The sequence below is a fragment of the Kineococcus aurantiacus genome, from assembly GCF_013409345.1.
In the GTDB taxonomy this organism is placed as follows: Bacteria; Actinomycetota; Actinomycetes; order Actinomycetales; family Kineococcaceae; genus Kineococcus; species Kineococcus aurantiacus.
On sequence record NZ_JACCBB010000001.1, the window covers coordinates 3,935,190 to 3,960,604 of the forward strand.

The window sequence follows — 25,415 nt, forward strand, 5'->3', positions numbered from 1 at the left end:
AGCCTCGCAGACCCTCAGTCGGCGATCGCGGCGACCGGCGGGGTGTTCGCGGCCCGCCGGGCCGGCAGCACCGAGGCCAGCACCCCGGCCGCCGCGGCCACCACGACGATCCCGGCGACCTGGGCCCACGGCACGCTCAGCCGCACCGGCGTCTCCCGCACGAGCACCGACGCCGTCCCGGCCAGGCCGTAACCGGTGCCCAGCACGACCCCGAGCACCGCCGCGACCCCCGCCACCAGCAGCGCCTCCCACGCCAGCACCGCCCGCAGCTGCCCGCGGGTCAGCCCCAGCGCCCGCAGCAGCCCCGACTCCTGCCGGCGCTCCACCACCGACAGCGCCAGCGTGTTCCCCACCCCCAGCAGCGCGATGACCACCGCCACGGCCAGCAGCCCCGTGACCACGAGCAGCATCGTCGTCAGGACCCGGTCCAGGGCACCGCGCACCGAGGCGATCCCGGCCACCTCGGCGGCCGGCAGCGTCCGGGTCACGGCCTCGGTGACGTCGTCGGTCGCGGCGGCCTGGGCGTCCGGGTCGCCGTCGGCCAGCCGGACCCACATCCCCGTCGCCACGGCGCCGGGGGCCAGCCGGCGCGCGTCGGCCGCGGTGACGCCCGCCCCGGCCGAGGACCGCGCGGCGACCCGCACGGTGAGCTCGACCCCCGGGCCCGCGGCGGCCCCCGTCGCCTCGTCCTGGCGGTGCAGGGTCAGGCGCGCGCCGTCGGTGAGGCCGGCGTCCTGCGCGGTGGTGCGCGCCAGGACGACCTCCCCGTCGCGCGGCAGCGGGGTCCGCTCCTGCGAGCGCACGACGCCCGCGGCCTCGGCGGGGTCGACACCGGCCACCGACAGGCTCAGCGACCCGTCGGAGGTGACCACCGCGAGGTCCTGCACGAGCGCCACGGCCGCGACCCGCCCGGTGCCGCGCACCGCCGCGACGGCCTGCGGCGTCACCGGCCCGGAGGCCCGCACGACGACGTCGGTGGGGTAGGAGGCCTCCAGCCCGGCCGAGGCGGACGAGCGCGTCGAGGCCGTGCCGACGACCATCGCGGTGGTCAGGGTGACCCCGATGACCAGGGCCGTCGCGGTGGCCGCGGTGCGGCGGGGGTTGCGCACCGAGTTCCCGGCGGCCAGCTGCGCCGGGACCCCGCCGAGCCGGGCGAACGGGCGGCCGGCCAGCTCCACGAGGGCGGGCACGAGCCGCTGGGCCAGCAGCAGGAACCCCAGGAAGCTCAGCGCACCGGCCGCCACGGCCGGTTCCAGGGCGCCGACGGCGGCGCACAGCGCCATCGCGGCCGTGGCCGGGACGGTGAGCACCAGCCCCAGGACCAGCCGCACCAGACCCCCGCGCGAGCGCAGCGGGGCGTGGTCGAGCGGGCGCAGCGCGGCCAGCGGCGCGACCCGGGTGGCGGCCCGGGCCGGGGCCGCGGCGGCCAGGACCGTGACGACCGTGCCCAGGACCAGCCCGGTCGCGACCGCCGACCCGGGCAGCACGACGTGCGTCAGCGGGACGGGGGAGTCGGCCCGGCCGGCGACGGCGGCCACGGCGTGCGCCAGCCCGGACCCGGCCAGCACCCCCGCCGCCGAGGCCAGCAGGCCCACGGCGGCCGCCTCGCCCAGGACGCTGCGACCGACCTGGGCGCGGGCCGCGCCCACGCACCGCAGCAGCGCCAGTTCCCGCGTCCGCTGGGCCAGCAGCACCGCGAACGTGTTCGCGATGACGAGCCCGGCGACCAGGACGGCGATCGCCCCGAAGACCAGCAGCACCGACGTCAGGCTGGAGGCGTCGCCCGTGAAGGAGTCCGCGACCCGCTGCGCCACGGCCGGGCCGGTGGAGACGGTCACGGCCCGCCCGGCGGTGGCGGCCCGCACGGCCGCCGTCGGGTCCTGGCCGGGCACGGCCGCGACGCGCAGCTGCTCCACCGCGTCCGCGCCCCACGCCACGAGCGCCTGCTCGGTGCCGAAGAGGCGGGGGACCAGCCCCGCGCGCGGGTCGCCGGACAGGTCGACGGCGCCGACGACGGTGACGTCCCGGGTCACCGGCTCCGGTGCGGCGCCCTCCCCGGGGTCCCCGTCCGCGGGGACGGGGTAGCCGGTCAGCGCGATCCGCGTCCCCGGCCGGACGCCGACGCGGTCGGAGACGGCGACCTCGTCGGGGGCCGCCGGCAGCCGGCCCGCGCTCAGGCGCTGCCAGCGCAGCTGCGGGGCCGTGCCGACGCCCTCGGCCAGCGCCGTGGTCGAGCCCGAGCGGCCCGGCAGCCGGACCTCCACGGTCGTCGAGCGGTCCGCGGCGACGGCCGCCACGCCCGGCAGCGCCGCCAGGACCGGCTGCAGGTCCGTGAGCGGTTCCCCCGGGGAGGACCCGTCGGGTTCGACGACGAGGGCGCTGGCGGTGAACTCCGCGCCGACGGCGTCCAGCACACCGGCCTTCGCGGTCGCGTTCAGGGACAGGGTCGCCACCACGAAACCCACCGCGATGACGATCGCGAGGCAGGAGGCGACGACGCGCGCGCCGTGGGCGCGCAGCTGGGCCAGGGTCACCCGCAGCACGGTTCAGGCCCCCAGGGTGCGCAGCGCGTCGAGGACGTCGTCGGGCGTGGGCCGGGTCAGCCCGCCCGCCAGCCGCCCGTCGGCCAGGAGGACGACGCGGTCGGCGTAGCTGGCCGCGACCGGGTCGTGGGTGACCATGACGACGGTCTGCCCGATCTCGCGGACGCTGTCGCGCAGCAGGCTCAGCACCTCCGCGCCCGCGCGGGAGTCCAGGTTGCCCGTGGGCTCGTCGGCGAAGACCACGTCCGGGCGCGGCAGCAGCGCGCGGGCGACGGCGACGCGCTGCTGCTGCCCGCCGGACAGCTCGTGGGGCCGGTGGTGCAGGCGCCGGGTCAGGCCCAGGCGGCGCACGACGTCCTCGTACCAGGCCCGGTCCGGGGTCCGCCCGGCCAGTCGCAGCGGCAGCAGCACGTTCTCGGCCGCGTCCAGGACGGGCAGCAGGTTGAAGCTCTGGAAGACGAACCCCACGCGCTCGCGCCGCAACCGGGTCAGGTCGCGGTCCCTCAGCGCCGTCAGCTCGGTGTCGCCGAGGAACACCTGCCCGGCGGTGGCCGTGTCCAGCCCGGCCAGGCAGTGCATGAGCGTGGACTTGCCCGAGCCCGACGGGCCCATGATGGCGGTGAACTCCCCGCGGGCGAACTCCACGTCGACACCGGCGAGGGCGTGCACCGCGGCGTCACCGCGCCCGTACGTCCTGCGCAGGCCGACGGCCCGGACCGCCGGGCGGGCGGCCTCCAGGACGGCGGCGGCGCGGGGTTCCCGGCCGGGTTCGGACACGACGTTGGGTTCGGACACGACGTTCTCCCGTGCTCGCAGACGATCTCGACGTCGGCGACGCTACGGACGGACCGGTTGCGGGACATCGGTTCCCGAGCGGATCCGCGGGGTCGTCCCGGCGGGGGACGGTGGGCGTGCCCGTCATCCCCCGGGGGGACGCCGGTTCACAGCAGGTAGCGGTACAGCGGCTCGGCCGCGGAGATCCGCTCGAACGAGGGCGGAGCGGCGTCCATCCGCGCCAGCAGCCCCGGCAGGTCCTCCTTGGTCGGGATCTCGATGCCGACCAGGGCCGGGCCGAACTCCCGGTTGCTGCGCTTGACGTACTCGAAGAGGGTGACGTCGTCGTCCGGGCCGAGGACCTCGTCGAGGAAGCGGCGCAGGGCGCCGGGTTCCTGGGGGAACTCGACGAGGAAGTAGTGCTTGCGCCCCTCGTGGACCAGGGCCCGCTCGATGATCTCGGCGTACCGGGAGACGTCGTTGTTGCCGCCGGAGACGACCGCCACGACGCTCTGGCCCGGTTCGACCTTGACGTACCCGGCCAGGGCGGCCGTGGCGAGCGCCCCGGCGGGTTCGGCGATGATCCCGTCGGTCTGGTACATCGCGAGCATCTCGACGCAGATGGCGCCCTCGGGCACGGTGACGAGCTCGACGGGGTGGCGGGCCACGACGGCGTGGGTGACCCCGCCGACGCGGCGCACCGAGGCGCCGTCGACGAACGTGTCGAGGTCGTCCAGCTCGACCGGCCGGCCCGCGGCCAGGGCGGCGGCCATCGACGCGGCCCCCTCGGGCTCGACGCCGACGACCCGCACCTGCGGGTGCCGTTCGCGCACCCAGGTCAGGACCCCGGCGAGCAGACCACCGCCGCCGACGGGGACGACGAGGACGTCCGGCGGGGCCTCGCCGAGCGCGGCGAGCTGCTCCACGACCTCGACGGCGACGGTGCCCTGGCCGGTGAGGGTCCGGGCGTCGTCGAAGGCGGGGACGAGGGTGGCGCCGGTGCGCGCGGCGTCGGTGGCCGCGGCGGCGGCGGAGTCGTCGTAGGTGTCGCCCAGGACGATGGTCTCGACGAACTCCTGGCCCAGGGCGGCGATGCGGTCGCGCTTCTGGCGCGGTGTCGTGCGCGGGACGTAGATGCGTCCCTGCACGCGCAGGGCGGCGCACGCGTAGGCCAGGCCCTGGGCGTGGTTGCCGGCGCTGGCGGTGACGACGCCGCGGGCGCGCTGGTCGGCGTCGAGCTGGGCGACGAGGTTGTAGGCGCCGCGCAGCTTGTAGGAGCGGACGGCCTGCAGGTCCTCGCGCTTGACGCGGACGTGGGCGTCGAGCTCGGCCGACCAGCGGACGCTGGTGGCCAGCGGGGTGCGGACCACCACCGGCCCCAGGCGGGTCGCGGCGGCCTCGACGTCGTCGGCGGTCGGCAGGGGTGGGGCGGGCGGCGCGGCGTCCAGCGACATGGGGAGATCCTGCCCGCTCCGGCGGCCGGTGACGAACACGGGTGCGGCCCCACCGCGGGACCGGGTACCGAGTTCCGCGCTCCGAGGTGAGCTGCGTCACACCGCCGGCGCGGGAGTCGAGGGGTCGGTGAGGTGCACCTATCATCGGCGAGGCTCACCTCACCTCGGTGGGCCGTCGCCGACCAGAGGAGCTGCCCGTGCTCGCCACGTTCGTCATCGGACTGCGCGAAGGGCTCGAGGCCTCCCTCATCGTCGGGATCGTCTCGGCCTTCCTCGTCCAGCGCGGTGAGCGCCGGGCGCTGCGCTCGGTCTGGGCCGGCGTCCTGCTGGCCGTCGCGCTGTGCCTGGGCGCCGCCGCGGCCCTGCAGGCGGCCACCCGGTCCCTGCCCCAGCGCCAGCAGGAGCAGCTGGAGACCGTGCTCGCCCTCGTCGCGGTGGCCATGGTCACCTGGATGGTCGTGTGGACGACCCGGCACGCCCGCACCCTGCGCGCCGAGCTCGAGGCGTCCACCTCCTCCGCGCTGGCCAAGGGGTCCGCGTGGGCGCTGGTCGCCATGGCGTTCCTGGCCGTCCTGCGCGAGGGGCTGGAGACCTCGGTGTTCCTGCTCGCGACCTACCAGGCCTCGGGCAGCAACGCCGGCGGCGCGCTCGGCGCCTCCCTCGGCGTCCTGCTCGCCGCCGCCCTCGGCTACGCCGTGTACCGCGGCGGGGTCCGCCTCGACCTCGGCCGGCTGTTCCGCGTGACCGGCGTCGTGCTCGTCCTCGTCGCCGCCGGGCTGGTCATGTCGGCCGCCCACACCGCCTACGAGGCCGGCTGGCTGCTCGCCGGGCAGGGCACCGCCGTGGACCTGTCCACGCTCGTGACCCCCGGCACGGTCCGCTCGGCCCTGTTCACCGGTGTCCTGGGCTGGCAGCCCCGCCCGACCGTCGCCGAGGTCACCGGCTGGCTCCTCTACCTCCTGCCCATGCTCGTCGTCGTGCTCCGGCCCCGCGCCGGCCGGCCCGCGCCGCAGCGCGTCCCCGCCTGACCCGTCCCCGGAGGACCCCGAAGTGACCCCGCACCCCCGTCTCGCCCTGGCGCTCGCCGCGGGCCCCCTGCTCCTGCTCGCCGCCTGCGGCGGAGGGGCCGACGGCGCCCCCGCCGACGTCGCCGGCGGCTCGGGCCACGTCAAGATCACCATCACCGACGACGGCTGCAGCGCCGAGCCGGCGACCGTCCCCGCGGGCGCGGCGACCTTCGACGTCGTCAACGAGGGCGCCACCGCCGTCACCGAGGCCGAGCTGGTGAACTCCGGCGGTCGCATCGTCGGCGAGCGGGAGAACCTCACCCCGGGCCTGACGGGCACCTTCTCCCTGCAGCTGGAGGCCGGCGACTACACCGTCCAGTGCCCCAACGCCGCGACCGAGTCCTCGGCGTTCACCGTCAGCGGCGCGGCGCCCGCCAGCACCGAGGACCCGCTGTTCGCCGCCGCGACCCGGGGCTACCAGGACTACGTCAAGGCCCAGGTCGCCGACCTCGTCACCGCCACGGGCGCCTTCGCCGCCGCCGTCGAGGCCGGGGACGTCGAGCGGGCCAAGGCCCTGTACGGCCCCGCCCGCACCCCCTACGAGCGCGTCGAGCCCGTCGCCGAGAGCTTCGGCGACCTCGACCCGCGCATCGACGCCCGCGTCGCCGACGTCGCCGACCCGGCCACCTGGACCGGCTTCCACCGCCTCGAGCAGGCCCTGTGGGTCACCGGCTCCACCGAGGGCATGGCCCCCGTCGCGCAGCAGCTCGTCGCCGACGTCGCCGAGCTGAACACGCTCGTGCAGACCACGACCTACCAGCCGGCCGACCTCGCCAACGGCGCCTCCGCCCTGCTCGACGAGGTCGCCAGCTCCAAGGTCACCGGCGAGGAGGAGGCGTACTCCCACGTCGACCTGCTCGACTTCGGCGCCAACGTCGAGGGCTCGCGCGAGGCCTTCGACCTGCTGACCCCGGCCCTGCAGGTCACCGACCCCGACCTGGTCACGACCATCTCGGCCCGCTTCGACGACGTCACCACCGCCCTGGCGCCCTTCCGGCAGGGCGAGGGCTACGTCCTCTACACCCAGCTGACCCAGGACCAGGTCCGCGACCTCGCCTCCGCCGTCGACGCCCTCGCCGAACCGCTCTCGCAGGTCTCCGGCAAGGTCGTCGGCGCCGCGAACGCCTGAGTCCCCGGAGGTGATCGTCCCGTGAGCGCTCCCCGCCCCTCCCGCCGCGGCGTCCTGACCGGCGCCGCGGTCGCCGGCGCCGCCGGCGTGGGCGCCGGTGTCGCGGCCCTGGCCGCCCGGCCCGGCCACGCCGCGGCCGCCCCCGGCACCGTGCCCTTCCACGGGGCCCGCCAGGCCGGCATCACCACCGCCCAGCAGGACTCCCTCGTCTTCGCGGCGCTGGACGTCACGACGTCGCGGGCCGGGGAGCTCGCCGACGTCCTGCAGCGCTGGAGCGCGGACGCCGCCACCATGGCCGCGGGCACCCCCGTGGGGGGCTCCGGCGGGCTGGGCGGGGCCGCCGACGAGCCCCCGCAGGACACCGGCGAGGCCCACGAGCTGCCCGCGGCCAACCTCACGGTGACCCTGGGGTACGGGCCCTCCCTGTTCGACGAGCGCTTCGGGCTGGCCGACCGCCGGCCCGCCGCGCTGGAGGAGCTGCCCCCGCTGCCCGGCGAGCAGCTGGACCCCACCAAGGTCGGCGGCGACCTGTGCCTGCAGGCCTGCGCCGACGACCCGCAGGTCGCCTTCCACGCCGTGCGCAACCTCGTCCGCACCGGCCGCGGCGTCGTGCGCGTGCGGTGGATGCAGCTGGGGTTCGGGCGCACCTCCACGACCTCCGCGGCCCAGTCCACCCCGCGCAACCTCATGGGCTTCAAGGACGGCACCGCTAACCTCAAGGCCGAGGACACCACGGACCTGGACCGCCACGTCTGGGTCGGCGGGCAGGGCGCGCCGGCGGTCGACCAGGAGTGGATGCGCGGGGGGACCTACCTGGTGGCCCGCCGCATCCGGATGCTCGTCGAGGCCTGGGACCGCGCCTCGCTCGGGGAGCAGGAGCGCGTCATCGGCCGCGCCAAGGCGTCCGGCGCGCCCCTGTCGGGCAGGGCGGAGTTCGACGCCCTCGACCTGGCGAAGACGGGTGCGGACGGCACGCCGGCCATCGACGTCGCCGCGCACGTGCGGCTGGCCGCCCCCGAGACCAACGGCGGCGTCAAGCTGCTGCGCCGCGGCTACTCCTATACCGACGGCCTGGACGTGGCGACCGGTCAGCTCGACGCGGGCCTGTTCTTCATCGTCTTCGGCAACGACCCGCACCGGCAGTTCGTCCCGCTGCAGCGCAAGCTCGGGGCGCAGGACGCGCTGACGGAGTACCTCAAGCACACCGGGTCCGGCGTCTTCGCCTGCCCGCCGGGGATCGGCACCGGTGGCGCCTGGGGCGAGGGCCTGTTCACGTGAGGGTGCGCCGGACCGGGAAGCGCCTCACGGCGCACGGCCGCTCGTAGCGGCTTTCATTGGGACCCGGGGCTACCGCGGCCCGACGCCCTCCCATTGTAACGCCGGTGCCGCCGGCCGGGTCAGCCCAGCTCGCCGGCGCGCCAGCGGTGCGCGACGTGCTCGAGCTGCTCGGCGGTGCGCACCAGCCGGGCCGCCGACCGGGTCAGCTCGGAGGCCGCGTCGTCCTCGGCGGGCGCGTCGGCGTGGTGGGCCCGGCCGATGGCCAGGACCCGGCAGAAGGCGGCCGCCCGCTCCAGCGTCACGGCGAAGTCGCCCTCGGCGACCCCGGTGAGCACGGCGTCGACCACCGTCGCGACCTCCTGCGGGCCCGGCGGGTCCGCCACCCCCGCCACGACCTCCAGCACGGGGGCGTGCCGGCGTCCCTCGGCGAACTGGCGCGAGACGGCCACCGGCTGGCGCTGGACCCACGTGCGCAGCACGTACAGCCGCCACAGGGCCCCGGCCAGGGAGTCGGCGGGGGCGTCGGCCCACAGGTCGGCGATGACCTCCAGGCCCTCGTCCTGGGCCAGGCGCACGACGCGCCGGGTCACCTCGGCGTCGCGGGCGCTGCGGGCCCCGTGGACGAGGGCGCTGGCCGCGGCGTGCGCGGCCTCCTGGACGGCCGAGGGGTCCACGCCCCCGGCGAGGGCGACGATGGCCTCGTCGCCGGGCAGCGCGGGGCGGTGGTGGCGACGGGCGGGTGGGACGGCATCGGGCACGGACCCGATGGTGTCACCCGCGGAACGGTGCCGGGGGAGCGGCGAGGGTCGCGCGCGGGCAGTCCTGCAGGCGCAGGCCGCCGTGACCCAGGGCCTCGTCGCACAGGGACTCCACGCTCCACCCCAGCTGGCTGCCGAAGAGGGTGACGGTCACGCGGTAGATCGTGATCTCGTACTTCGTCGGGGTGCCGTAGGCGACGTGGATGCGGCCGATGAGCTCGGCGCCGGCGGCGTTGTCCGCACCCAGCCAGGGGCGGTCGTAGCGGCTCCACAGCGACGGCCCGGCCTGCCAGACGCCGCCGTTCTGCACGTCGCGCAGGGCGAGCTCGACCAGGACCGAGCGCGCGGCCTCCTCGGGGACGATCGCGGCGGGCCGGATGACCTCGGAGATCTCCCCGGCGGTGCGCTGCGCGGGCGGGGTGGGCTGGTCGTCCACGCGGGGCGTCCCCTCGTCGGTGGTGGTCGTTCGGGTCGTCCGTTCCATCGGCGCGGGGGGCCCCGGACTTGAGCCCGCGTGTGGAGGTCCTGCGGACGGCTGGTCGTCACCTTGATCCGTGGTGCATGATGGGCCCGGCAAGGAGCTGCACACCGTGTAGTCGACGTACGACGGTCGGTCGTTCTGCGTGTCGTGAGGTCGTTGGGGAAGACGTCCCTCACACCGACGCAGAAGGAGACAGGCATGTCCGGTGCGACGACCCGCGGCGTGCTCTTCGTGCACTCCGCACCGCGAGCGCTCGTCCCGCACATCGAGTGGGCAGCCGGCGGTGTCCTCGGCGTGCGTGCGTCCTTCGACTGGACGAGCCAGCCGGTCGCTCCGGGCTGCCTGCGGGCGGAGTACTCCTGGCAGGCGCCGCAGGGCAGCGGTGCGCTCCTGGCGTCCGCGCTGCGCGGCTGGGCCCACCTGCGCTTCGAGGTGACCGAGGAACCCTCCCAGGGCTGCGACGGCGGCCGCTGGAGCCACACCCCGGCGCTGGGCATCTTCCACGCCGTGACCGACGTCCACGGCAACACCCACGTCCCCGAGGACCGCATCCACGCCGCCATGGAGCTGCTGACGGTCGGCGACGCCGCCGGCGCCCGCCGCGCCCTCGCCCTGGCCGTCGGGGAGGCCTGGGACTGCGAGCTCGAGGCCTTCCGCCACGCCGGGGACGACACCCCCGTGCGCTGGCTGCACCAGGTCGGCTGACCCCGCCCAGCCCGCACCGCCCACCCCGCACGCGGCAGCGCGGGGTGCGCGGCCCCCGGATCGTCGTCCGGGAGGCCCCGCACCCCGCGCGGGGGACCCGCGTCAGCGGGCGGCGAACACCGCGCTGACGTTGTGGCCGCCGAAGCCGAAGGCGTTGTTCAGGCCCACGAGCGTCCCCGTCGCCGGCAGCGGGCGCGACTCCTTGCGGACCACGTCGAGCGTGACCTCCGGGTCGAGGTCGTCGACGTTGATCGTCGGGGGGGCCATCCGGTCGCGCAGCGCCAGGATCGTGAAGATGCTCTCCACGGCCCCGGCCGCCCCCAGCAGGTGGCCCGTCATCGACTTCGTCGCCGAGACCGCGATGCCGTCCACGGCGTCGCCCAGGGCCAGGCGCAGGCCCTTGTCCTCGGCCACGTCCCCGACGGGGGTCGAGGTGGCGTGGGCGTTGACGTGGACGATGTCGCGCGGGGACAGCCCGGCCTGGCTCAGCGCGTCGCGGATCGCGCGGCTCACACCGGCGCCCTCGGGCTCGGGGGCCGCGACGTGGTAGGCGTCCGCCGACAGCCCGGCGCCCAGGAGCTCGGCGTGGATGCGCGCCCCGCGGGCCGTGGCGTGCTCCTCCGACTCCAGGACCAGGATCCCGGCGCCCTCGCCCAGGACGAACCCGTCGCGGGCGGTGTCGAAGGGCCGCGAGGCGCGCTCGGGGTCCTCGTTGCGCCGGGACATGGCGTGCATGGAGGTGAAGGAGGCGATCGGCAGCGGGTGGATCGCCGCCTCCGTGCCGCCGCACAGGACGATGTCGGCGCGCCCGGAGCGGATCATGTCCGCCCCGTACGCGATGGCCTCGGCCCCGGACGCGCACGCGCTGACGGGGGTGTGGGCCCCGGCGCGGGCGGTGAACTCGATGCTGATGGCCGCCGTCGGGCCGTTGGCCATGAGCATCGGCACGGTCAGGGGCAGGACGCGGCGGGCGCCCTTCTCCTTGAGCGTGTCGTAGGCGGTCAGCAGGGTCCAGATGCCGCCGATCCCGGTCGCGACGACCGAGCCCAGCCGCAGCGGGTCCACCTCGGGGGAGCCGGCGTCGGCCCACGCCTCGCGGGCGGCGATGACCGCGAACTGCTGGGAGGGGTCCAGGCGCTTGATCTCCCGGCGCTCCAGCACGCTGTCGGCGCGCACGGCGGCCTGGGCGGCGAACGTCACGGGCAGCTCGAACTCGTCGATCCACGCGTCGGTGATCGGTCGCGCACCGGAGCGGCCGGCCAGCGCGGCCTCCCAGCTGGTGCGGACGTCGCCGCCGAGCGGTGTCGTGGCCCCCAGCCCGGTGACGACGACGCGACGCGACGAACTCGTGGAGGTCGACGGGGTCGTGGTCATGGTCATGGTCGGTCAGCTCCTCCTGGAACTCAGACGGCGTGGGTGGTGCAGGGGGGCCGGCCCGCGGGTGCGGGCCGGCCGGGGGTGCTCGTCAGCCCTGGGCCTGGGAGATGTAGGCGACGGCGTCGCCCACGGTGCGCAGGTTCTTGACGTCCTCGTCGGGGATGCGGACGCCGAACTTCTCCTCGGCGTTCACGACGATCGTCATCATCGACAGCGAGTCGATGTCGAGGTCGTCGGTGAAGGACTTGTCCGACTCGACGCTGTCGGTGGGCAGGCCCGTCTCCTCGTTCACGATCTCGGCGAGACCGCTGAGGATCTCCTGCTCGCTGGCCATGCGTGGCTCCATCCGTGTGGACGGTGACCCGGACGGGTCACCGGAACGACCTGACCGCGGGGATCGCGGCCAGGAGAACAACAGCCGGCTACGGGAGCCGGACCACCTGGGCGGCGTAGGACAGGCCCGCGCCGTAACCGATCAGCAGCGCCAGGCCGCCGGAGGGGGCGTCCCCATCGGCCATGGCGCGTTCCACCGCCAGCGGGATCGAGGCCGCCGACGTGTTGCCCATGTCGACGATGTCGCGGGCCACGTGGACGGTCTCGGGCAGCTTGAGCTGCTTGACCATCGCGTCGATGATCCGCGCGTTGGCCTGGTGGGGGACGAAGACGTCGATCTGGTCGGCCGTGACGCCCGCGGCGTCGAGCGCGGCCTGGGCGACGGGAGCCATCTGCCACACCGCCCAGCGGAAGACCGACTGGCCCTGCTGCTCCAGGTAGGGCCAGCCGGGGGCCTGCCCGGGCTCCGACGCGGGCCCGGTCGCGGGCTCCGGCGTCAGCTCGGAGGCGGGCTCGGCCGCGGTCGCCGTGGCGATCGGGTCCGGGGAGGACGCCGCGGTGCCGTCGATGACGCCGCGCAGCTCGATCCAGGAGAACTTGCTCTTGATCAGCTCCGACTGGCCGCCGTCCGAGCCCCACACCGTCGGCCCGACGCCGACCTCGTCGGAGACCCCGACGACCGCGGCGCCGGCGCCGTCGGCGAACAGGAACGCCGTGGAACGGTCGTGCTTGTCGGTGAAGTCGGACAGCTTCTCGGCGCCCACGACCAGGACGTTGCGGGCCGTGCCGCCGCGCACGAGGTCGGTGGCCAGCGCGATGCCGTGGCAGAACCCGGCGCAGCCGGCGGAGATGTCGAAGGCGGCCGCGGGCGTCGCGCCGAGGCGGTGCGCGACGACCGCCGCGGCGGCGGGGGTCTGGTACGGGTAGGAGACCGTCGCCAGGATCACGGCGTCGACGTCGGACCCGGTCAGGCCGGCGGCGGCCAGCGCCTTGGCCCCGGCGTCCTCGCTCATGTCGACCACGGAGACGTCCGGGGCCGCCCAGCGGCGGGCCTTGATCCCGGTGCGCTGCTGGATCCACTCGTCGGAGCTGTCGATCCAGGTGCACACCTCCTCGTTGTCGATGACCCGCGGCGGGCGGTGCGCACCGATGCCGAGGATGCGGGCCTCGCGCGTGGGGGCGTTGGTCAGAGCGGTCACAGGGCGGCCTCCGTCGTGAGCGTGGCGGCCACGCCACCGTGGTCGGAGATCATGGCGCGGGCCTTGTCCAGGTCGTCCGGCGTCTTCAGCGCCAGCACGTCCACACCCTTCAGTGTGCGCTTGGCCAGGTTGGTCAACGTCCCCGCGGGGGGCACCTCGATCAGGCCGGTCACCCCCAGCCGGGCGAACGTCCCGGTCACGAGGTCCCAGCGCACGGGGCGGGAGACCTGCGCGACGAGCCGGCGCAGGAACTGCGCGCCGTCGGTGACGAGCTCGCCGTCGGCGTTCGCGGCGACGGGCACGGCCGCGGTGCCGGGGTCGATGCCGGCGGCGAGCTGCTCCAGGGCGCCGACCGCGGGGGCCATGTGCTCGGTGTGGAAGGCGCCGGCCACCTGCAGGGGGATCACGCGGGCCTTCGCCGGGGGGTTCTCCGCCAGCGCCGCGAGGGCCTCCACGGTGCCCGCGGCGACGGTCTGCCCGCCGCCGTTGGCGTTGGCCGGGGTCAGCTGCAGCTCGGCCAGCCGCGCGGCGACCTCGTCGGGGTCGCCGCCCAGGACCGCGCTCATGCCCGTGGGCCGCGCGGCCGCGGCGGCCGCCATCCCGCGGCCCCGCTCGCGCACCAGCACGAGGGCCTGCTCGGGGGTCAGGGCGCCGGTGGCGGCGGCCGCGGTCAGCTCCCCGACGGAGTGCCCCGCAACGGCGGTGGCGGCGGCGGCCAGCTCGGCGGGGCCGGCGAACAGCTCGCGCAGGCCCAGCAGCCCCGCCGCCACGATGAGCGGCTGGGCGACGGCCGTGTCACGCAGGGTGTCGGCGTCCGACAGGGTGCCGTGCGCCACGAGGTCGTCGCCCACGACGGCCGAGGCCCACCGCAACCGGTCCGCCACACCCGGCAGTTCGAGCCAGGGGGCGAGGAAGCCGGGCGACTGGGAGCCCTGGCCGGGGAAGACGAAGACGAGCACCCGCTCACCCTGCCTGCCGGGACCCCCCGGAGGCGGTGACGACGCTCACCGAGTTCACCCCCCAGACTTGTAGGGTTCCTCCAAGCGCGTGCTCCGGACGGGTGCGGTGGTCTGCGACAGCCGGCCCAGCGCCAGGGCGGTCTGCAGCACGAAGCGCTCCCGCGGTGCCGACGGCGTCCAGCCCGAGACCTCCGCGACCCGGCGCAGCCGGTAACGCACCGTGTTGGCGTGCACGTACAGCGACCGCGCGCACGCCTCCAGCGACCCGCCGTGGGCCAGGTAGGCCGTCAGCGTCTCCAGCAGCGCCCCGCCGGCCTCCACGAGCGGGGCGTAGGCGCGGTCGACCAGCGCCCGCCGGGCCGTCGCGTCCCCGGACAGCGCCCGCTCGGGCAGCAGGTCGTCGGCCAGCACGGGCCGGGGGGCCTCCGGCCACGCCCGCGCCGCGACCACGCCCGCCTGCGCCGCGCGGGCCGAGCGGGCCGCGACCGGCAGGCTGGCGACCGTGGGCCCCACCACCACGGGGCCGGGCCCGAACTCCGTGAGCGCCAGCCGCTCGGCGCTGGCGTGCGCGTCGGGCGTGCCCGAGAGCACCACCACGAGCCGATCGCCCTGGACGCCGACCAGGGCCTCCCCGCCGTCCTCGCGGGCCAGGGAGCGGATGCGGGCCACGGCCCCGGCGGACTCCTGCCCGGCGGCCTGGCCGATGACGACCGTCGTCGGGGCCACCGCCGTCCAGCCCAGGGCGGCGGCGCGGGAGGCGATGGTGTCCTCGCCGTCGCCGCGCAGGACGGCGTCGACGACGAGCGCCTCCAGGCGCGCGTCCCAGGCGCCGCGGGCCTCGGCGGCTCGGGCGTAGACGGCGGCCGCGGCGAAGGCGACCTCGCGGGAGTAGCGCAGCAGCGCCTCGCGGGCCAGGACCTGCTCGTGGGGTTCGCCGTCGCCCACGACGGCGTCCAGGCCCTCCTCCACGGCCGTGATGGCGGTGCGCACCAGCTCCACGGTCTGCTGCAGGGTCACCGACCGCATCAGCTCGCGCGGGGCCGCCCCGAAGACGGCCGTCCCGGCCAGCACGTCGGGGTCCGGTTCGGACAGCCAGCGCAGGAAGTCGCCGAACCCGGCCTGGGCGACCAGCCCCACCCAGGAGCGCTCGTCGGCGGGCAGGTCGCCGTACCAGGGGTGCGCCTGGTCGATGCGGGCGGTGATCGCCGACGCGAAGGACCCCTGCGCGGCCTCCAGGCGTCGGACCGTCTCGGGGGACAGCTCGGTCCTGTCGGCGGGCACCCTGCGAGCGTAGGGGTTACCAGTCGGGCAGCAGGTACGGGGCGAGGCACCACCGGACGGTCCGCAGCGCCGTGGCCGCGGTCAGCGCCACGGCGGCCACCACGGCCGCCAGGGCCAGGTCCGGCGGCAGCGCGGACCCGACGGCCAGGACCAGGGACCCCGACCCCAGGACCGGGGGCAGCAGCGCGGTGCGCAGCACCGTGTCCCACTGCACGCGCCGGTGCACCAGGTGCACGACCAGCGCCGTCACGGCCTGCGTCAGGACGCCGGCCACCAGCCCGACGAGGACGCCGGCGTAGACCGGCACGGCGTCCCAGCGGTCCAGCGGCAGGCCCGAGCCGAGGACGGCGCCGGTGGCGCCGCCCACCAGGCCGCCGCCGACGGCGCCGACCAGCAGCAACCGCCCGAGGACGGTGATCCCCACCTCCTCGGGCAGCAGCTGCCGGGCCCTCACCGGCCGCTCACCTCAGCTCTCGCCGCCGGCGTTGCCGCTGCGCCCCGCGCGGACGTCGTGCAGCTGGTACTTCTCGATGGCCTGGCCGGGGGCGCGCCAGTCGACCTCGCCGCGCTTGGCGAGCATCTCCAGGGCGCGGACCGCCACGGACGGGCCGTCGATGTGGAAGTACCGGCGGGCCGCCGCGCGGGTGTCGGACAGGCCGAACCCGTCGGCGCCCAGGGAGGCGAAGTCGCCCGGGACCCACTGCGCGATCTGGTCGGGCACCTGGCGCATCCAGTCGCTGACGGCGACCACCGGGCCGGGGGCGTCCTGCAGCTTGCGCGTCACGTACGGCACGCGCTCCTCGTCGCCGGGGTTGAGGAACCGGTGCTCGTCGCTGGCGAGGCCGTCGCGGCGCAGCTCGTTCCAGCTCGTCACCGACCAGACGTCGGCGACGACCCCGAAGTCCTCCTTGAGCAGCTTCTGGGCCTCGAAGGCCCACGCCACCCCGACGCCGGAGGCCAGCAGCTGCACGCGCGGGCCGTCCCCCTCGCCGGTCGCGACGCGGTGCATGCCGCGCAGGATCCCCTCGACGTCCACGCCCTCGGGCTCGGCCGGCTGGACGGCCGGCTCGTTGTAGACCGTCAGGTAGTAGATGAGGTTCTCGGGGGACTCCCCGTACATGCGGCGCAGACCGTCCTTGACGATGTGCCCGATCTCGTAGGCGTACGCCGGGTCGTAGGACACGACCGCCGGGTTGGTCGCCGCGAGCAGCAGCGAGTGGCCGTCGGCGTGCTGCAGGCCCTCACCGGTCAGGGTGGTCCGGCCCGCCGTGGCGCCGATCATGAACCCGCGGGCCATGGTGTCGGCCGCAGCCCAGATGGCGTCGCCGGTGCGCTGGAACCCGAACATCGAGTAGAAGACGTAGATCGGGACCATCGGCTGGCCGTGCGTGGCGTACGAGGACCCCGCCGCGGTGAAGGCCGCGAGCGAGCCGCCCTCGTTGATGCCGACGTGCAGGATCTGGCCCTGCTCGGACTCCTTGTAGGCGAGCATCAGCTCGCGGTCCACGGAGGTGTAGTTCTGCCCGTGCGGGTTGTAGATCTTCAGGGTCGGGAAGAGCGAGTCCATCCCGAAGGTGCGGGCCTCGTCGGGGATGACGGGCACGACGCGGGCGCCGAACTCCTTGTCCCGCATGAGGTCCTTGAGCAGCCGGACGAAGGCCATGGTGGTGGCGATCTCCTGCTTGCCCGAGCCCTTGGCGGCGATCTTGTAGGACTCGTCGCCGGGCAGGTGCAGCGGGGCGTGCTGGACGCGGCGCTGCGGGACGGGCCCGCCGAGGTCGGCGCGGCGCTTGCGCAGGTACTGGATCGCCTCGTCGCCGTCACCGGGGTGGTAGTAGGGCGGGCGGTAGGGGTCCTTCTCCAGCTGCTCGTCGCTGATCGGGATGCGCAGCGAGTCGCGCAGGAGCTTGAGGTCCTCCAGCGTCAGCTTCTTCATCTGGTGCGTGGCGTTGCGCCCGGCGAAGTGCGGGCCCAGGCCGTAGCCCTTGATGGTCTTGGCGAGGATCACCGTCGGCTGCCCGGTGTGGTTCACCGCCGCCTGGTACGCCGCGTACACCTTGCGGTAGTCGTGGCCGCCGCGCTTGAGGTTCCACACCTCGTCGTCGGACATGCCCTCGACGAGCTTGGCCGTGCGCGGGTCGCGGCCGAAGAAGTTCTCCTTGACGAACGCGCCGTTCTCGGCCTTGAACGTCTGGTAGTCCCCGTCGGGGGTGGCGTTCATGAGGTTGACCAGCGCGCCCTGGTGGTCGGCGGCCAGCAGGGAGTCCCACTCCCGGCCCCACAGGACCTTGACGACGTTCCAGCCCGCGCCGCGGAAGAACGCCTCCAGCTCCTGGACGATCTTGCCGTTGCCGCGCACCGGGCCGTCGAGGCGCTGCAGGTTGCAGTTGACGACGAACGTGAGGTTGTCGAGCTCCTCGTAGGCCGCGAGCTGGGCGAAGCCGCGCGACTCCGGCTCGTCCATCTCGCCGTCGCCCAGGTAGGCCCAGACGTGCTGCTGCGAGGTGTCCTTGAACCCGCGGTTGTGCAGGTACTTGTTGAACTGCGCCTGGTAGATCGCGTTCGCCGGGCCCAGGCCCATCGAGACCGTCGGGAACTCCCAGAAGTCCGGCATGAGCCGGGGGTGGGGGTAGGACGACAGGCCGTTCGGGGCCTTGGAGACCTCCTGGCGGAAGCCGTCGAGCTGCTCCTCGCTGAGGCGGCCCTCGAGGAAGGCGCGGGCGTAGACGCCGGGGGAGGCGTGGCCCTGGATGAAGACCTGGTCCCCGCCGCCGGCGTGGTCCTTGCCGCGGAAGAAGTGGTTGAAGCCGACCTCGTACAGCGTCGCCGACGACGCGTACGTCGAGATGTGGCCGCCGACGCCGATGCCGGGCTGCTGGGCGCGGTGCACCATGACCGCGGCGTTCCAGCGGATCCACGCGCGGTAGCGGCGCTCGACCTCCTCGTCACCCGGGAACCAGGGCTCGGACTCGGGGCCGATGGTGTTGATGTAGTCGGTCGCGGTGAGGCTGGGGACGCCGACCTGGCGCTCGCGGGCCCGCTGCAGCAGCTGCAGCATGAGGTAGCGGGCCCGGTTCTGGCCGCGCTCGTCGACGACCCCGTCGAGCGAGGCCAGCCACTCGGCGGTCTCCTCGGGGTCGATGTCCGGCAACTGCGACGGCAGGCCGTTGAGGATGGGGCCCTTGCCGGCGGGTGCTCCCGCTTCATCGCGTCTGGCCACGGTGGTGGTCCTCCCGCATTCGTCGAGGGTCCCCCGCGGCCGGGTGGGGGCGCGTCGGACCCATTTGGTGGGTTCAGGTTAGGACGGACGTCGGACGCGGACCCACCCCGGTCCCCGCCGGGCGCGCGACCCGGTGCTCACCGGCGTAGACGTTCGCCCGCGGGGGCCGCACGAAGCCGAGCAGCGTCATGCCCGCCTCCCGGGCCAGGGACACCGCCAGCGACGACGGCGCGGACACCGCGGCGAGCACCGGCACCCCGGCCATCGCCGCCTTCTGCACGAGCTCGAACGAGGCGCGGCCGGAGACGACGAGCACGGTGGCGCGCAGCGGCAGCCGCCCCTCGCGCAGGCCCCAGCCCACGACCTTGTCGACGGCGTTGTGCCGCCCCACGTCCTCGCGCAGGCACAGCAGCTCGCCGTCGGCGGTGAACAGGCCGGCGGCGTGCAGGCCGCCGGTGCGCTCGAAGGTGGCCTGCGCGGCCCGCAGCGCGGCCGGCAGCCCGGCGAGGACGTCCGGGCCCACCTCGACGCGGTCGTCGTGCAGCGGGGCGGGCACCCGGGCCAGGACGTCGCCGACGCTGAGGGAGCCGCACACCCCGCAGGCCGAGGTCGTCGTGAACGGGCGCGCCACGCGCTCGCCGGCCAGGCGGCTGCCGGCGCGCGCGGTGACGCGCAGCAGGTTGTGCGTCGGCTCCCCGTCCGGCCCGGTGCCCGCGCAGTGCCGCATGGCCACCACGTCGCCCGCGTCGTGCAGCAGGCCCTCGGCGTGCAGGAAGCCCAGCGCCAGCTCCACGTCGTGGCCCGGCGTGCGCATCGTGACCGTCAGCTCGCGGCCGTCGACCTCCAGCTGCAGCGGCTCCTCCACGGCGAGGGTGTCGGGACGTTCGGACGCCGACCCCGCGTCGAGGTCCAGCCGGACCGTGCGCGTGCGGACCGAGGAGATCGCCACCGCTCCACTGTCTCACCGGTGCCCCCGCGGGGCCCGCGAGAGGGGTCGTGGTCGCGCCGACCGCGCTCCGTCTTGCGCCGAGCACCGTTCCTCCGCTCCACTAGGAGGTCAAGAGCGTCAGCGTCGGCTCCCGGGGCAGCGCCCCCGGGGGGCATCGAGGAAGGTAGGACATCAGTGGGTGCGACCGCGGACCCTGCGGCGGATGTGGCCGCAGCGGCCAAGCTCGGCTTCAAGCCTGGGCAACTGGTCCAGGAGTTCGGCTGGGACGAGCAGGTCGACGAGGACTTCCGGGCGGCCGTCGAGGAGATCGTCGGCAGCGAGCTGCTCGACGAGGACGCCGACGACGTCGCCGACGTGGTCCTTTGCTGGTACCGCGAGGGGGACGGCGACCTGGTCGACGCCCTGGTGGACTCCATCACCAACCTCGCCGACGGCGGCATCGTCTGGCTCCTGACCCCCAAGAAGGGACGCCCGGGCAGCGTCAACGCCTCCGAGATCGACGAGGCGGCGCCCACGGCGGGCCTGCACGCGACCTCCAGCGTGAGCGCGAGCGCGAACTGGGCGGGGACCCGGATGACCACGCCGAAGAGCGGGCGCCGCTGAACGTGGCGGTCGGGGACGCCTTCCCCGTCCCCGACACCGTCCTGGCCGACCAGCACGGCGACCGGCTCGCGCTGCGCGAGCTGTGGGAGCAGGGTCCCGCGCTGCTGGTCTGCGTGCCCGCGGCCTTCTCCACCCACTGCACGGCCGAGCTGGGCGCCCTCGCCTTCGAGGTCGACCGGTTCGACGAGGCCGGGGTGCAGCTGGCCGCGCTGTCGTGCGACCCCGTGCCCGCGCTGCGGGCCTGGGGCGAGGACCGCGTCTACCCGTTCCCGCTGCTCAGCGACTTCTGGCCGCACGGTCAGGTGTGCCGGGCGCTGGGGGCCTTCGACGCCGAGCTCGGGGTGGCGCGCCGGCTGTCGCTGCTGGTGGTGGACGGGCGGGTGCGCTGGGTCCTGCGCGGCGAGCACGGGGCGCCGCGGCCGCTGAAGGCGCACCTGGCGGCCCTGGAGGCGCTGGGGGCGGAGCCGGGGGTGGGCCCGGCCGGTCTCGAACCGACGACACCCGCGGTGTAAACGCGGTGCTCTACCAACTGAGCTACAGGCCCCTGCGGGACCACGGTAGCCGTTAGTGTCGTGACCCGTGATCCCCGACCCACCGGCCGCTCCCACGTTGCAGCAGGTCGTCGACGCGCTCGAGGCCATGCACCCCCTGGAGTGGGCGCAGCCCTGGGACGCGGTGGGCCTGGTCTGCGGTGACCCCGCCGCGCCCGTGCGCCGCGTCCACTTCGCCGTCGACCCGGTCGCCGAGGTCGTCGAGGAGGCCGTCGCGGCCGGCGCGGACCTGCTCGTCACCCACCACCCGCTGCTGCTGCGCGCCGTGCACTCGGTCGCCGCGACGACCCCCAAGGGCGCGGTGGTGCACCGCGCGGTCCGCGCCGGGCTGGCGATCTACGTGGCGCACACCAACGCCGACGCGGGGGCGCCGGGGGTCTCCGACGCCCTGGCGCGGGTCCTCGACCTCGACCACCTCGTGCCGCTGGAACCCCTGCCGGGGCGCCCGGACCTGGGCATCGGCCGGGTGGGCGACCTCGCGGCCCCCGAGCGCCTGGGCGACTTCGCCGACCGGGTGGCCGCCGCGCTGCCCGGCACCGAGCAGGGCGTCCGGCTCGCCGGCGACCCCGACGCGCTCGTGCAGCGCGTCGCGGTGTGCGGCGGGTCCGGGGACAGCCTGTTCGACCGGGTGCGCGCCAGCGGCGCCGACGTCTACGTCACGGCCGACCTGCGCCACCACCCGGCCTCGGAGGCCCGCGAGCGCGCCGCCTTCGAGGACGGCCGCCCGCACCTCGTCGACGTGGCGCACTGGGCGAGCGAGTGGCCCTGGCTGGCCGGCTGCGCCGACCGCCTGGTGGTGGCCCTGGCCGCCGGCGGCCGTACCGTGGCTGCCCACGTGTCCACCACGCGCACCGACCCCTGGTCGCTGCGCGTCCCCAGCCGAGGAGAGTGAGCGGGGCGATGCCCAAGGCTCCCGCCATCGACCAGCAGCGTCTGCTGGACCTGCAGACCGTCGACACCCGTCTGGCCCAGCTCGCGCACCGCCGGAACACCCTGCCCGAGCAGGCCGAGCTCGACGGGCTGGTCAAGGAGCGGCAGCGGTCCGCGGACATGCTCGTCGCCGCCCGCACCCTCGTCGGCGACGTCGAGCGCCAGGTCGCCAAGGCCGAGGCCGACGTCGCGCAGGTGCGCGAGCGCGCCGACCGCAACCGCAAGCGCCTGGAGACCGGGACCGGCTCGGCCAAGGACCTGCAGGGGCTGCAGCACGAGCTGGAGTCCCTGGGCCGCCGCCAGGGCGTCCTGGAGGACGAGGAGCTCGTGGTCCTCGAGCGCCTGGAGCAGGTGCAGTTCGCCGCGGCCGAGCTGACGACGACCGACGGCGAGCTGGCCGACCAGATCGCCGAGGTCACCGCCCGCCGCGACGGCGCCCTGGCCGAGATCGCCGCGGAGGAGACCGCCGTCCTGGCCCGCCGGCAGGCGATCGTCATGGGCGTCGACGACGCCCTCGTCGCCCTCTACGAGAAGGTCCGCGCCCCGCGCGGCGGGGTCGGCGCGGCGCTGCTGCGCTCGCGCCGGTGCGGCGGCTGCCAGCTGGAGCTGAACGCCTCCGACCTGGCCGAGATCCGCAAGGCGGCCTCCGACGACGTCGTGTTCTGCGAGGAGTGCGGGCGGATCCTCGTCCGGACGGAGGAGTCGGGTCTTTGAGCGCGGTCCTTCGGGTCGAGGCCGACGGCGGCTCACGGGGCAACCCCGGCCCGGCGGGTTTCGGGGCCGTCGTCAAGGACGCCGCCACGGGTGAGGTCCTGGCCGAGGTCGCCGAGTCGATCGGCCGGGCGACGAACAACGTCGCCGAGTACCGCGGGCTCATCGCGGGCCTGAAGGCGGCCCGGGCGATCGACCCCGGCGCGCGCGTGGAGGTCCGGATGGACTCCAAGCTCGTCGTGGAGCAGATGTCCGGCCGCTGGCAGGTCAAGCACGCCGACATGCGCGTCCTGGCCCAGGAGGCGCGGGCGCTGGCCGGCGGGGACGTCGACTTCGGCTGGATCCCGCGCGCGCAGAACTCCCACGCCGACCGGCTGGCGAACGAGGCCATGGACGCCGCGGCCGCCGGCAAGCAGTGGCAGCGGACCGCGGCCCCGACCGGCAGGCCCGCGGCGCCGGCGAACCCCGACGCGCCGCCGACGACGATCGTCCTGGTCCGGCACGGGTCCACGGCGCTGACCGAGCAGCGCCGGGTCTCCGGCCGCTACGGCGAGGACCCCGCGCTGTCGGAGCGGGGGCGGGCCGAGGCGGTCGCCGCCGCCGCCTGCCCGGACGTCGTCGGGGCCGACGTCGTGCTGTCCTCGACACTGCGCCGCTCGCGGGAGACCGCGCGGGCCATCGCTGACCGCCTCGGGCTGGAGGTGACGGTCGACCCGCTGTGGGACGAGACGGACTTCGGCGACTGGGACGGCCTGACGGCCGGGGAGGTCGTCAAGCGCTGGCCCGCGGAGTTCGCCGCGTGGAACGAGTCCGGGTCCGCGGCCCCGCCCGGCGGGGAGTCGCTGCTCACCGTGGAGCGGCGCGTCCTTCAGGCCCGGGACGCGCTGCTGCGGCGGTGGGCGGGCCAGCGGGTCGTCCTGGTCACCCACGGCGACCCGCTGCGCGTGCTGCTGCGCTCGGTGCTGGGGGTCGGGCCGCAGATGCAGCGCCGCATCCACGTCGACCCCGGGTCCCGCACGCTGCTGCGCTACCGCGCCGACGGCACGTCGGAGGTGCTGGCGGTCAACCGGCTCTGACGGTGCGCCCCGCCGGGGGAGTCGAGGCGGCTGGGCCACCACACCCGGTGGCCCAGCAGCGCGAACAGCGCCGGGACGAGGACGGTGCGGACCAGCAGGGTGTCCAGCAGCACCCCGATGCCGACGACGACGCCGATCTGGGTGAGCACGATGAGCGGCAGGACGCCGAGGACGGCGAACACCGCGGCCAGCAGGACCCCCGCGCTAGTGATGACGCCCCCGGTGACGGCCACCGCCACGCGCACCGCCTCCCGGGTGCCCAGCTGCGGGGTCTCCTCCCGGACGCGGGTGACGAGGAAGATGTTGTAGTCCACCCCCAGCGCGACGAGGAACAGCAGCGACAGCAGCGGCACCTGGGTGTCGAGGGCGGGCATCCCGGCCAGCTGCGTGAACACCAGGTTCGCCGCACCGAGGGCCGCCAGGTACGTCGCCAGGACCGTGGCGACGAGCAGCAGCGGCGCCACGAGGGAGCGCAGCAGCACGACGAGGACGACCAGGACCACGAGGACGACGAGCGGGGTCACCACGCGCAGGTCCCGCACGGTCGCGGTCCGCACGTCGAGGGCCTGCGCCTCGGTGCCGCCGACCAGCGCGCCGTCGGGCAGGGCGTCCCGCAGCGCCTGGACGGTGGCGCGGCTGGCCGCGGTGCCCGGGTCGGCGGCCAGCCGGGCCAGGAGCTCGGTGGTGCCCGCGGCGCTGCGGCCCACGGTGACCGAGGTGACGCCCTCGACCGCCGCGGCGGCGGTCCGGACGGCCTCCACGCCACCGGGCACGTCGCTCGTGACGTCGCTGGTGAGGAGGACCTGCGCGGGTTCGGCGGCTGCACCGGGGAAGTGCTCGGACAGCGTGCGCGAACCGTCGACGGAGTCGGCGCTGACCCGGAACTGCTCCGTCTGGGACAGCCCGAGCGTCGCCCCGCTCAGCCCGGCGCCGAGCACCGCCAGCAGCGCGACCGAGCCGACCACGACCCGCACGGGCCGGGCCAGGACCGCGCCGGCGATGCGGGCCCACACGCCCGTGCGGGTCGTGTCCTTCGAGCCCACGGTCGGCACGAACGGCCAGAACAGCCGGCGCCCGCAGACGACGAGGGCGCTGGGCAGGACGAGCAGCCCGAAGACGAGCGCGACGACGATGCCGATGGCGGCGTCCCGGCCGATGGTCCGGTCGCTGGGCAGGACGGCGGCCTGGAGGGTCAGCAGCGCGAGGACCACCGTGACGGCGCTCGCGGCGATGGCGGGCCCGGCGCCCCGCAGGGCCGCGCGCATGGCGGCCCGCCGGTCGGGTTCGCGGCGCAGCTCCTCGCGGTAGCGGGCGATGAGCAGCAGCGCGTAGTCGGTGCCGGCGCCGAAGACGAGGACGCTGGTGATGCCCGTCGCGGAGGGGTCGACGGGGGTGTCGGTGAGGCGGCCGACGAGTTCGAGCAGCTGGGTCGTGACCTGGTCGGCGGTGCCGACGACGACCAGCGGGACCAGCCACAGGACGGGGGAGCGGTACGTCACGAGCAGCAGCAGCGCGACGACGCCGGCGGTGACGAGCAGCAGGCGGGTGTTGGCCCCGGAGAAGGAGTCGGCGATGTCGACGCTGAAGGCCGGGCCGCCGGTGACCTGGACGTCCAGGCCGGCGGGCAGGTCCCGGCCGGCGCGCTCGCGCACGTCGGCCACGGTCTGCGCGAGCTGCTCGCGGGGGACGTCGACGGGCACGGTGAGGGTGACGACGGCGGCTTCGCCGTCCTGGCTGGGCACAGGGGTGCCCAGCGCCGCGGCGGCCCGCAGGTCCTGGGGGGTGAGGGCGCCGTCGCGGGAGTAGACGACGAGCAGGGCGCCCCGGCCGTCGTCGGGCAGCTGCCCGGCCAGGGCGGCCGCGCGCACCGACTCGCTGGAGGCGGGGGGTCCGCCGGTGGCGGCGGAGGTGCCGTCGGGGGCCTGGCCGCTGACGGCGTTGACGACGCCGGTCAGGACCAGGGCGGCGAGCAGGACGAGCCAGGCCGTCAGCCGGCCGGTCAGGGTGCGCACGGGAACCTCTTTCGCTGAACTTCTC

23 protein-coding genes and 1 tRNA gene are annotated in these 25,415 nt (G+C 75.7%); 9 read left to right on the forward strand and 15 right to left on the reverse strand.

The window, feature by feature from the left end:
- Positions 1–14 precede the first annotated feature (14 nt).
- From BJ968_RS18865 to ilvA, 3 genes are all read right to left on the reverse strand, one after another.
- A complete protein-coding gene (locus tag BJ968_RS18865) occupies positions 15–2,534 on the reverse strand; it encodes an FtsX-like permease family protein (protein ID WP_218885165.1) in 2,520 nt (839 codons plus the stop codon).
- Positions 2,535–2,546: 12 nt separating this feature from the next.
- Positions 2,547–3,320 (reverse strand): ABC transporter ATP-binding protein, encoded by a 774-nt coding sequence (locus tag BJ968_RS18870; protein ID WP_425491589.1) that lies wholly within the window; start codon positions 3,318–3,320, stop codon positions 2,547–2,549.
- 164 nt (positions 3,321–3,484) lie between these two features.
- Positions 3,485–4,771: a threonine ammonia-lyase IlvA gene (gene ilvA / locus BJ968_RS18875; protein WP_179754445.1), complete on the reverse strand. Its 1,287-nt coding sequence runs from the start codon at positions 4,769–4,771 to the stop codon at positions 3,485–3,487.
- Positions 4,772–4,968: 197 nt separating this feature from the next.
- On the opposite strand from ilvA, the gene efeU reads away from it, so the two are divergent.
- From efeU to efeB, 3 genes are read left to right on the forward strand one after another with little or no spacing between them, the layout of a single operon-like run.
- A complete protein-coding gene (gene efeU / locus BJ968_RS18880) occupies positions 4,969–5,799 on the forward strand; it encodes an iron uptake transporter permease EfeU (protein WP_179754447.1) in 831 nt (276 codons plus the stop codon).
- Positions 5,800–5,821: 22 nt separating this feature from the next.
- A complete protein-coding gene (efeO, locus tag BJ968_RS18885; protein WP_179754449.1) occupies positions 5,822–6,967 on the forward strand; it encodes an iron uptake system protein EfeO in 1,146 nt (381 codons plus the stop codon).
- Positions 6,968–6,988: 21 nt separating this feature from the next.
- A complete protein-coding gene (gene efeB, locus BJ968_RS18890; RefSeq protein WP_179754451.1) occupies positions 6,989–8,245 on the forward strand; it encodes an iron uptake transporter deferrochelatase/peroxidase subunit in 1,257 nt (418 codons plus the stop codon).
- A 119-nt stretch (positions 8,246–8,364) separates the two neighbouring features.
- Here the strand turns inward: efeB and BJ968_RS18895 are convergent, their stop codons facing one another.
- Complete coding sequence (locus BJ968_RS18895; RefSeq protein WP_218885166.1) at positions 8,365–9,003, reverse strand: hypothetical protein; 639 nt, start codon at positions 9,001–9,003, stop codon at positions 8,365–8,367.
- A gap of 13 nt (positions 9,004–9,016) precedes the next feature.
- A complete protein-coding gene (locus BJ968_RS18900) occupies positions 9,017–9,439 on the reverse strand; it encodes a hypothetical protein (protein ID WP_179754453.1) in 423 nt (140 codons plus the stop codon).
- Positions 9,440–9,682: 243 nt separating this feature from the next.
- Between BJ968_RS18900 and BJ968_RS18905 the strand changes: the two genes are divergently transcribed.
- Positions 9,683–10,189, forward strand: a complete 507-nt coding sequence (locus BJ968_RS18905) for a DUF3145 domain-containing protein (protein WP_179754455.1) — start codon at positions 9,683–9,685, stop codon at positions 10,187–10,189.
- A gap of 102 nt (positions 10,190–10,291) precedes the next feature.
- On the opposite strand, the gene fabF is transcribed toward BJ968_RS18905, so the two are convergent.
- The 8 genes from fabF to fdhD form a co-directional block, all read right to left on the reverse strand.
- Positions 10,292–11,569, reverse strand: a complete 1,278-nt coding sequence (gene fabF / locus BJ968_RS18910) for a beta-ketoacyl-ACP synthase II (protein ID WP_246314161.1) — start codon at positions 11,567–11,569, stop codon at positions 10,292–10,294.
- Between the two features lie 85 nt (positions 11,570–11,654).
- Positions 11,655–11,900, reverse strand: coding sequence for an acyl carrier protein (locus tag BJ968_RS18915; RefSeq protein WP_179754459.1), 246 nt, complete (start codon positions 11,898–11,900; stop codon positions 11,655–11,657).
- Positions 11,901–11,988: 88 nt separating this feature from the next.
- Complete coding sequence (locus BJ968_RS18920) at positions 11,989–13,098, reverse strand: beta-ketoacyl-ACP synthase 3 (protein WP_179754461.1); 1,110 nt, start codon at positions 13,096–13,098, stop codon at positions 11,989–11,991.
- Positions 13,095–14,057, reverse strand: a complete 963-nt coding sequence (locus tag BJ968_RS18925) for an acyltransferase domain-containing protein (RefSeq protein WP_179754463.1) — start codon at positions 14,055–14,057, stop codon at positions 13,095–13,097. Before BJ968_RS18925 ends, BJ968_RS18920 begins: the two co-directional genes overlap by 4 nt.
- Before the next feature lie 54 nt (positions 14,058–14,111).
- On the reverse strand, positions 14,112–15,338 hold the full coding sequence (locus BJ968_RS18930; protein ID WP_179754465.1) for a helix-turn-helix domain-containing protein: 1,227 nt from the start codon (positions 15,336–15,338) through the stop codon (positions 14,112–14,114).
- Positions 15,339–15,354: 16 nt separating this feature from the next.
- Positions 15,355–15,792 (reverse strand): hypothetical protein, encoded by a 438-nt coding sequence (locus BJ968_RS18935; RefSeq protein ID WP_179754467.1) that lies wholly within the window; start codon positions 15,790–15,792, stop codon positions 15,355–15,357.
- Between the two features lie 12 nt (positions 15,793–15,804).
- On the reverse strand, positions 15,805–18,558 hold the full coding sequence (aceE, locus tag BJ968_RS18940; RefSeq protein WP_179754469.1) for a pyruvate dehydrogenase (acetyl-transferring), homodimeric type: 2,754 nt from the start codon (positions 18,556–18,558) through the stop codon (positions 15,805–15,807).
- 73 nt (positions 18,559–18,631) lie between these two features.
- Positions 18,632–19,501: a formate dehydrogenase accessory sulfurtransferase FdhD gene (gene fdhD / locus BJ968_RS18945; RefSeq protein WP_179757021.1), complete on the reverse strand. Its 870-nt coding sequence runs from the start codon at positions 19,499–19,501 to the stop codon at positions 18,632–18,634.
- A 180-nt stretch (positions 19,502–19,681) separates the two neighbouring features.
- Here fdhD and BJ968_RS18950 point away from each other — a divergent pair, with 180 nt between their 5' ends.
- Together BJ968_RS18950 and BJ968_RS27185 are read left to right on the forward strand one after the other, a co-directional pair.
- Complete coding sequence (locus BJ968_RS18950) at positions 19,682–20,110, forward strand: DUF3052 family protein (protein ID WP_179754471.1); 429 nt, start codon at positions 19,682–19,684, stop codon at positions 20,108–20,110.
- A 2-nt stretch (positions 20,111–20,112) separates the two neighbouring features.
- Positions 20,113–20,622: a redoxin domain-containing protein gene (locus BJ968_RS27185; RefSeq protein WP_425491591.1), complete on the forward strand. Its 510-nt coding sequence runs from the start codon at positions 20,113–20,115 to the stop codon at positions 20,620–20,622.
- On the opposite strand, the gene BJ968_RS18960 is transcribed toward BJ968_RS27185, so the two are convergent.
- A tRNA-Val gene (locus tag BJ968_RS18960) sits at positions 20,582–20,654 on the reverse strand. The genes BJ968_RS27185 and BJ968_RS18960 overlap by 41 nt on opposite strands.
- 38 nt (positions 20,655–20,692) lie before the next feature.
- Between BJ968_RS18960 and BJ968_RS18965 the strand changes: the two genes are divergently transcribed.
- From BJ968_RS18965 to BJ968_RS18975, 3 genes are read left to right on the forward strand one after another with little or no spacing between them, the layout of a single operon-like run.
- Positions 20,693–21,553 (forward strand): Nif3-like dinuclear metal center hexameric protein, encoded by an 861-nt coding sequence (locus tag BJ968_RS18965; protein WP_179757025.1) that lies wholly within the window; start codon positions 20,693–20,695, stop codon positions 21,551–21,553.
- An 8-nt stretch (positions 21,554–21,561) separates the two neighbouring features.
- Positions 21,562–22,305, forward strand: coding sequence for a zinc ribbon domain-containing protein (locus BJ968_RS18970; RefSeq protein ID WP_179754473.1), 744 nt, complete (start codon positions 21,562–21,564; stop codon positions 22,303–22,305).
- Positions 22,302–23,378, forward strand: coding sequence for a bifunctional RNase H/acid phosphatase (locus tag BJ968_RS18975; RefSeq protein ID WP_179754475.1), 1,077 nt, complete (start codon positions 22,302–22,304; stop codon positions 23,376–23,378). The genes BJ968_RS18970 and BJ968_RS18975 overlap by 4 nt, the downstream gene beginning before the upstream one ends.
- Here the strand turns inward: BJ968_RS18975 and BJ968_RS18980 are convergent.
- Positions 23,330–25,390, reverse strand: coding sequence for an MMPL family transporter (locus BJ968_RS18980; protein WP_179754476.1), 2,061 nt, complete (start codon positions 25,388–25,390; stop codon positions 23,330–23,332). The two genes, BJ968_RS18975 and BJ968_RS18980, sit on opposite strands and share 49 nt — an antisense overlap.
- Positions 25,391–25,415 lie beyond the last annotated feature (25 nt).

What these genes read in the sequence shown, in the direction of transcription:
- ilvA (WP_179754445.1), bottom strand. Translation starts at nt 4,771, where the DNA reads ATGTCGCTGGACGCCGCGCCGCCCGCCCCACCCCTGCCGACCGCCGAC.
- BJ968_RS18905 (WP_179754455.1), top strand. Translation starts at nt 9,683, where the DNA reads ATGTCCGGTGCGACGACCCGCGGCGTGCTCTTCGTGCACTCCGCACCG.
- fabF (WP_246314161.1), bottom strand. Translation starts at nt 11,569, where the DNA reads ATGACCATGACCACGACCCCGTCGACCTCCACGAGTTCGTCGCGTCGC.
- BJ968_RS18915 (WP_179754459.1), bottom strand. Translation starts at nt 11,900, where the DNA reads ATGGCCAGCGAGCAGGAGATCCTCAGCGGTCTCGCCGAGATCGTGAAC.
- BJ968_RS18970 (WP_179754473.1), top strand. Translation starts at nt 21,562, where the DNA reads ATGCCCAAGGCTCCCGCCATCGACCAGCAGCGTCTGCTGGACCTGCAG.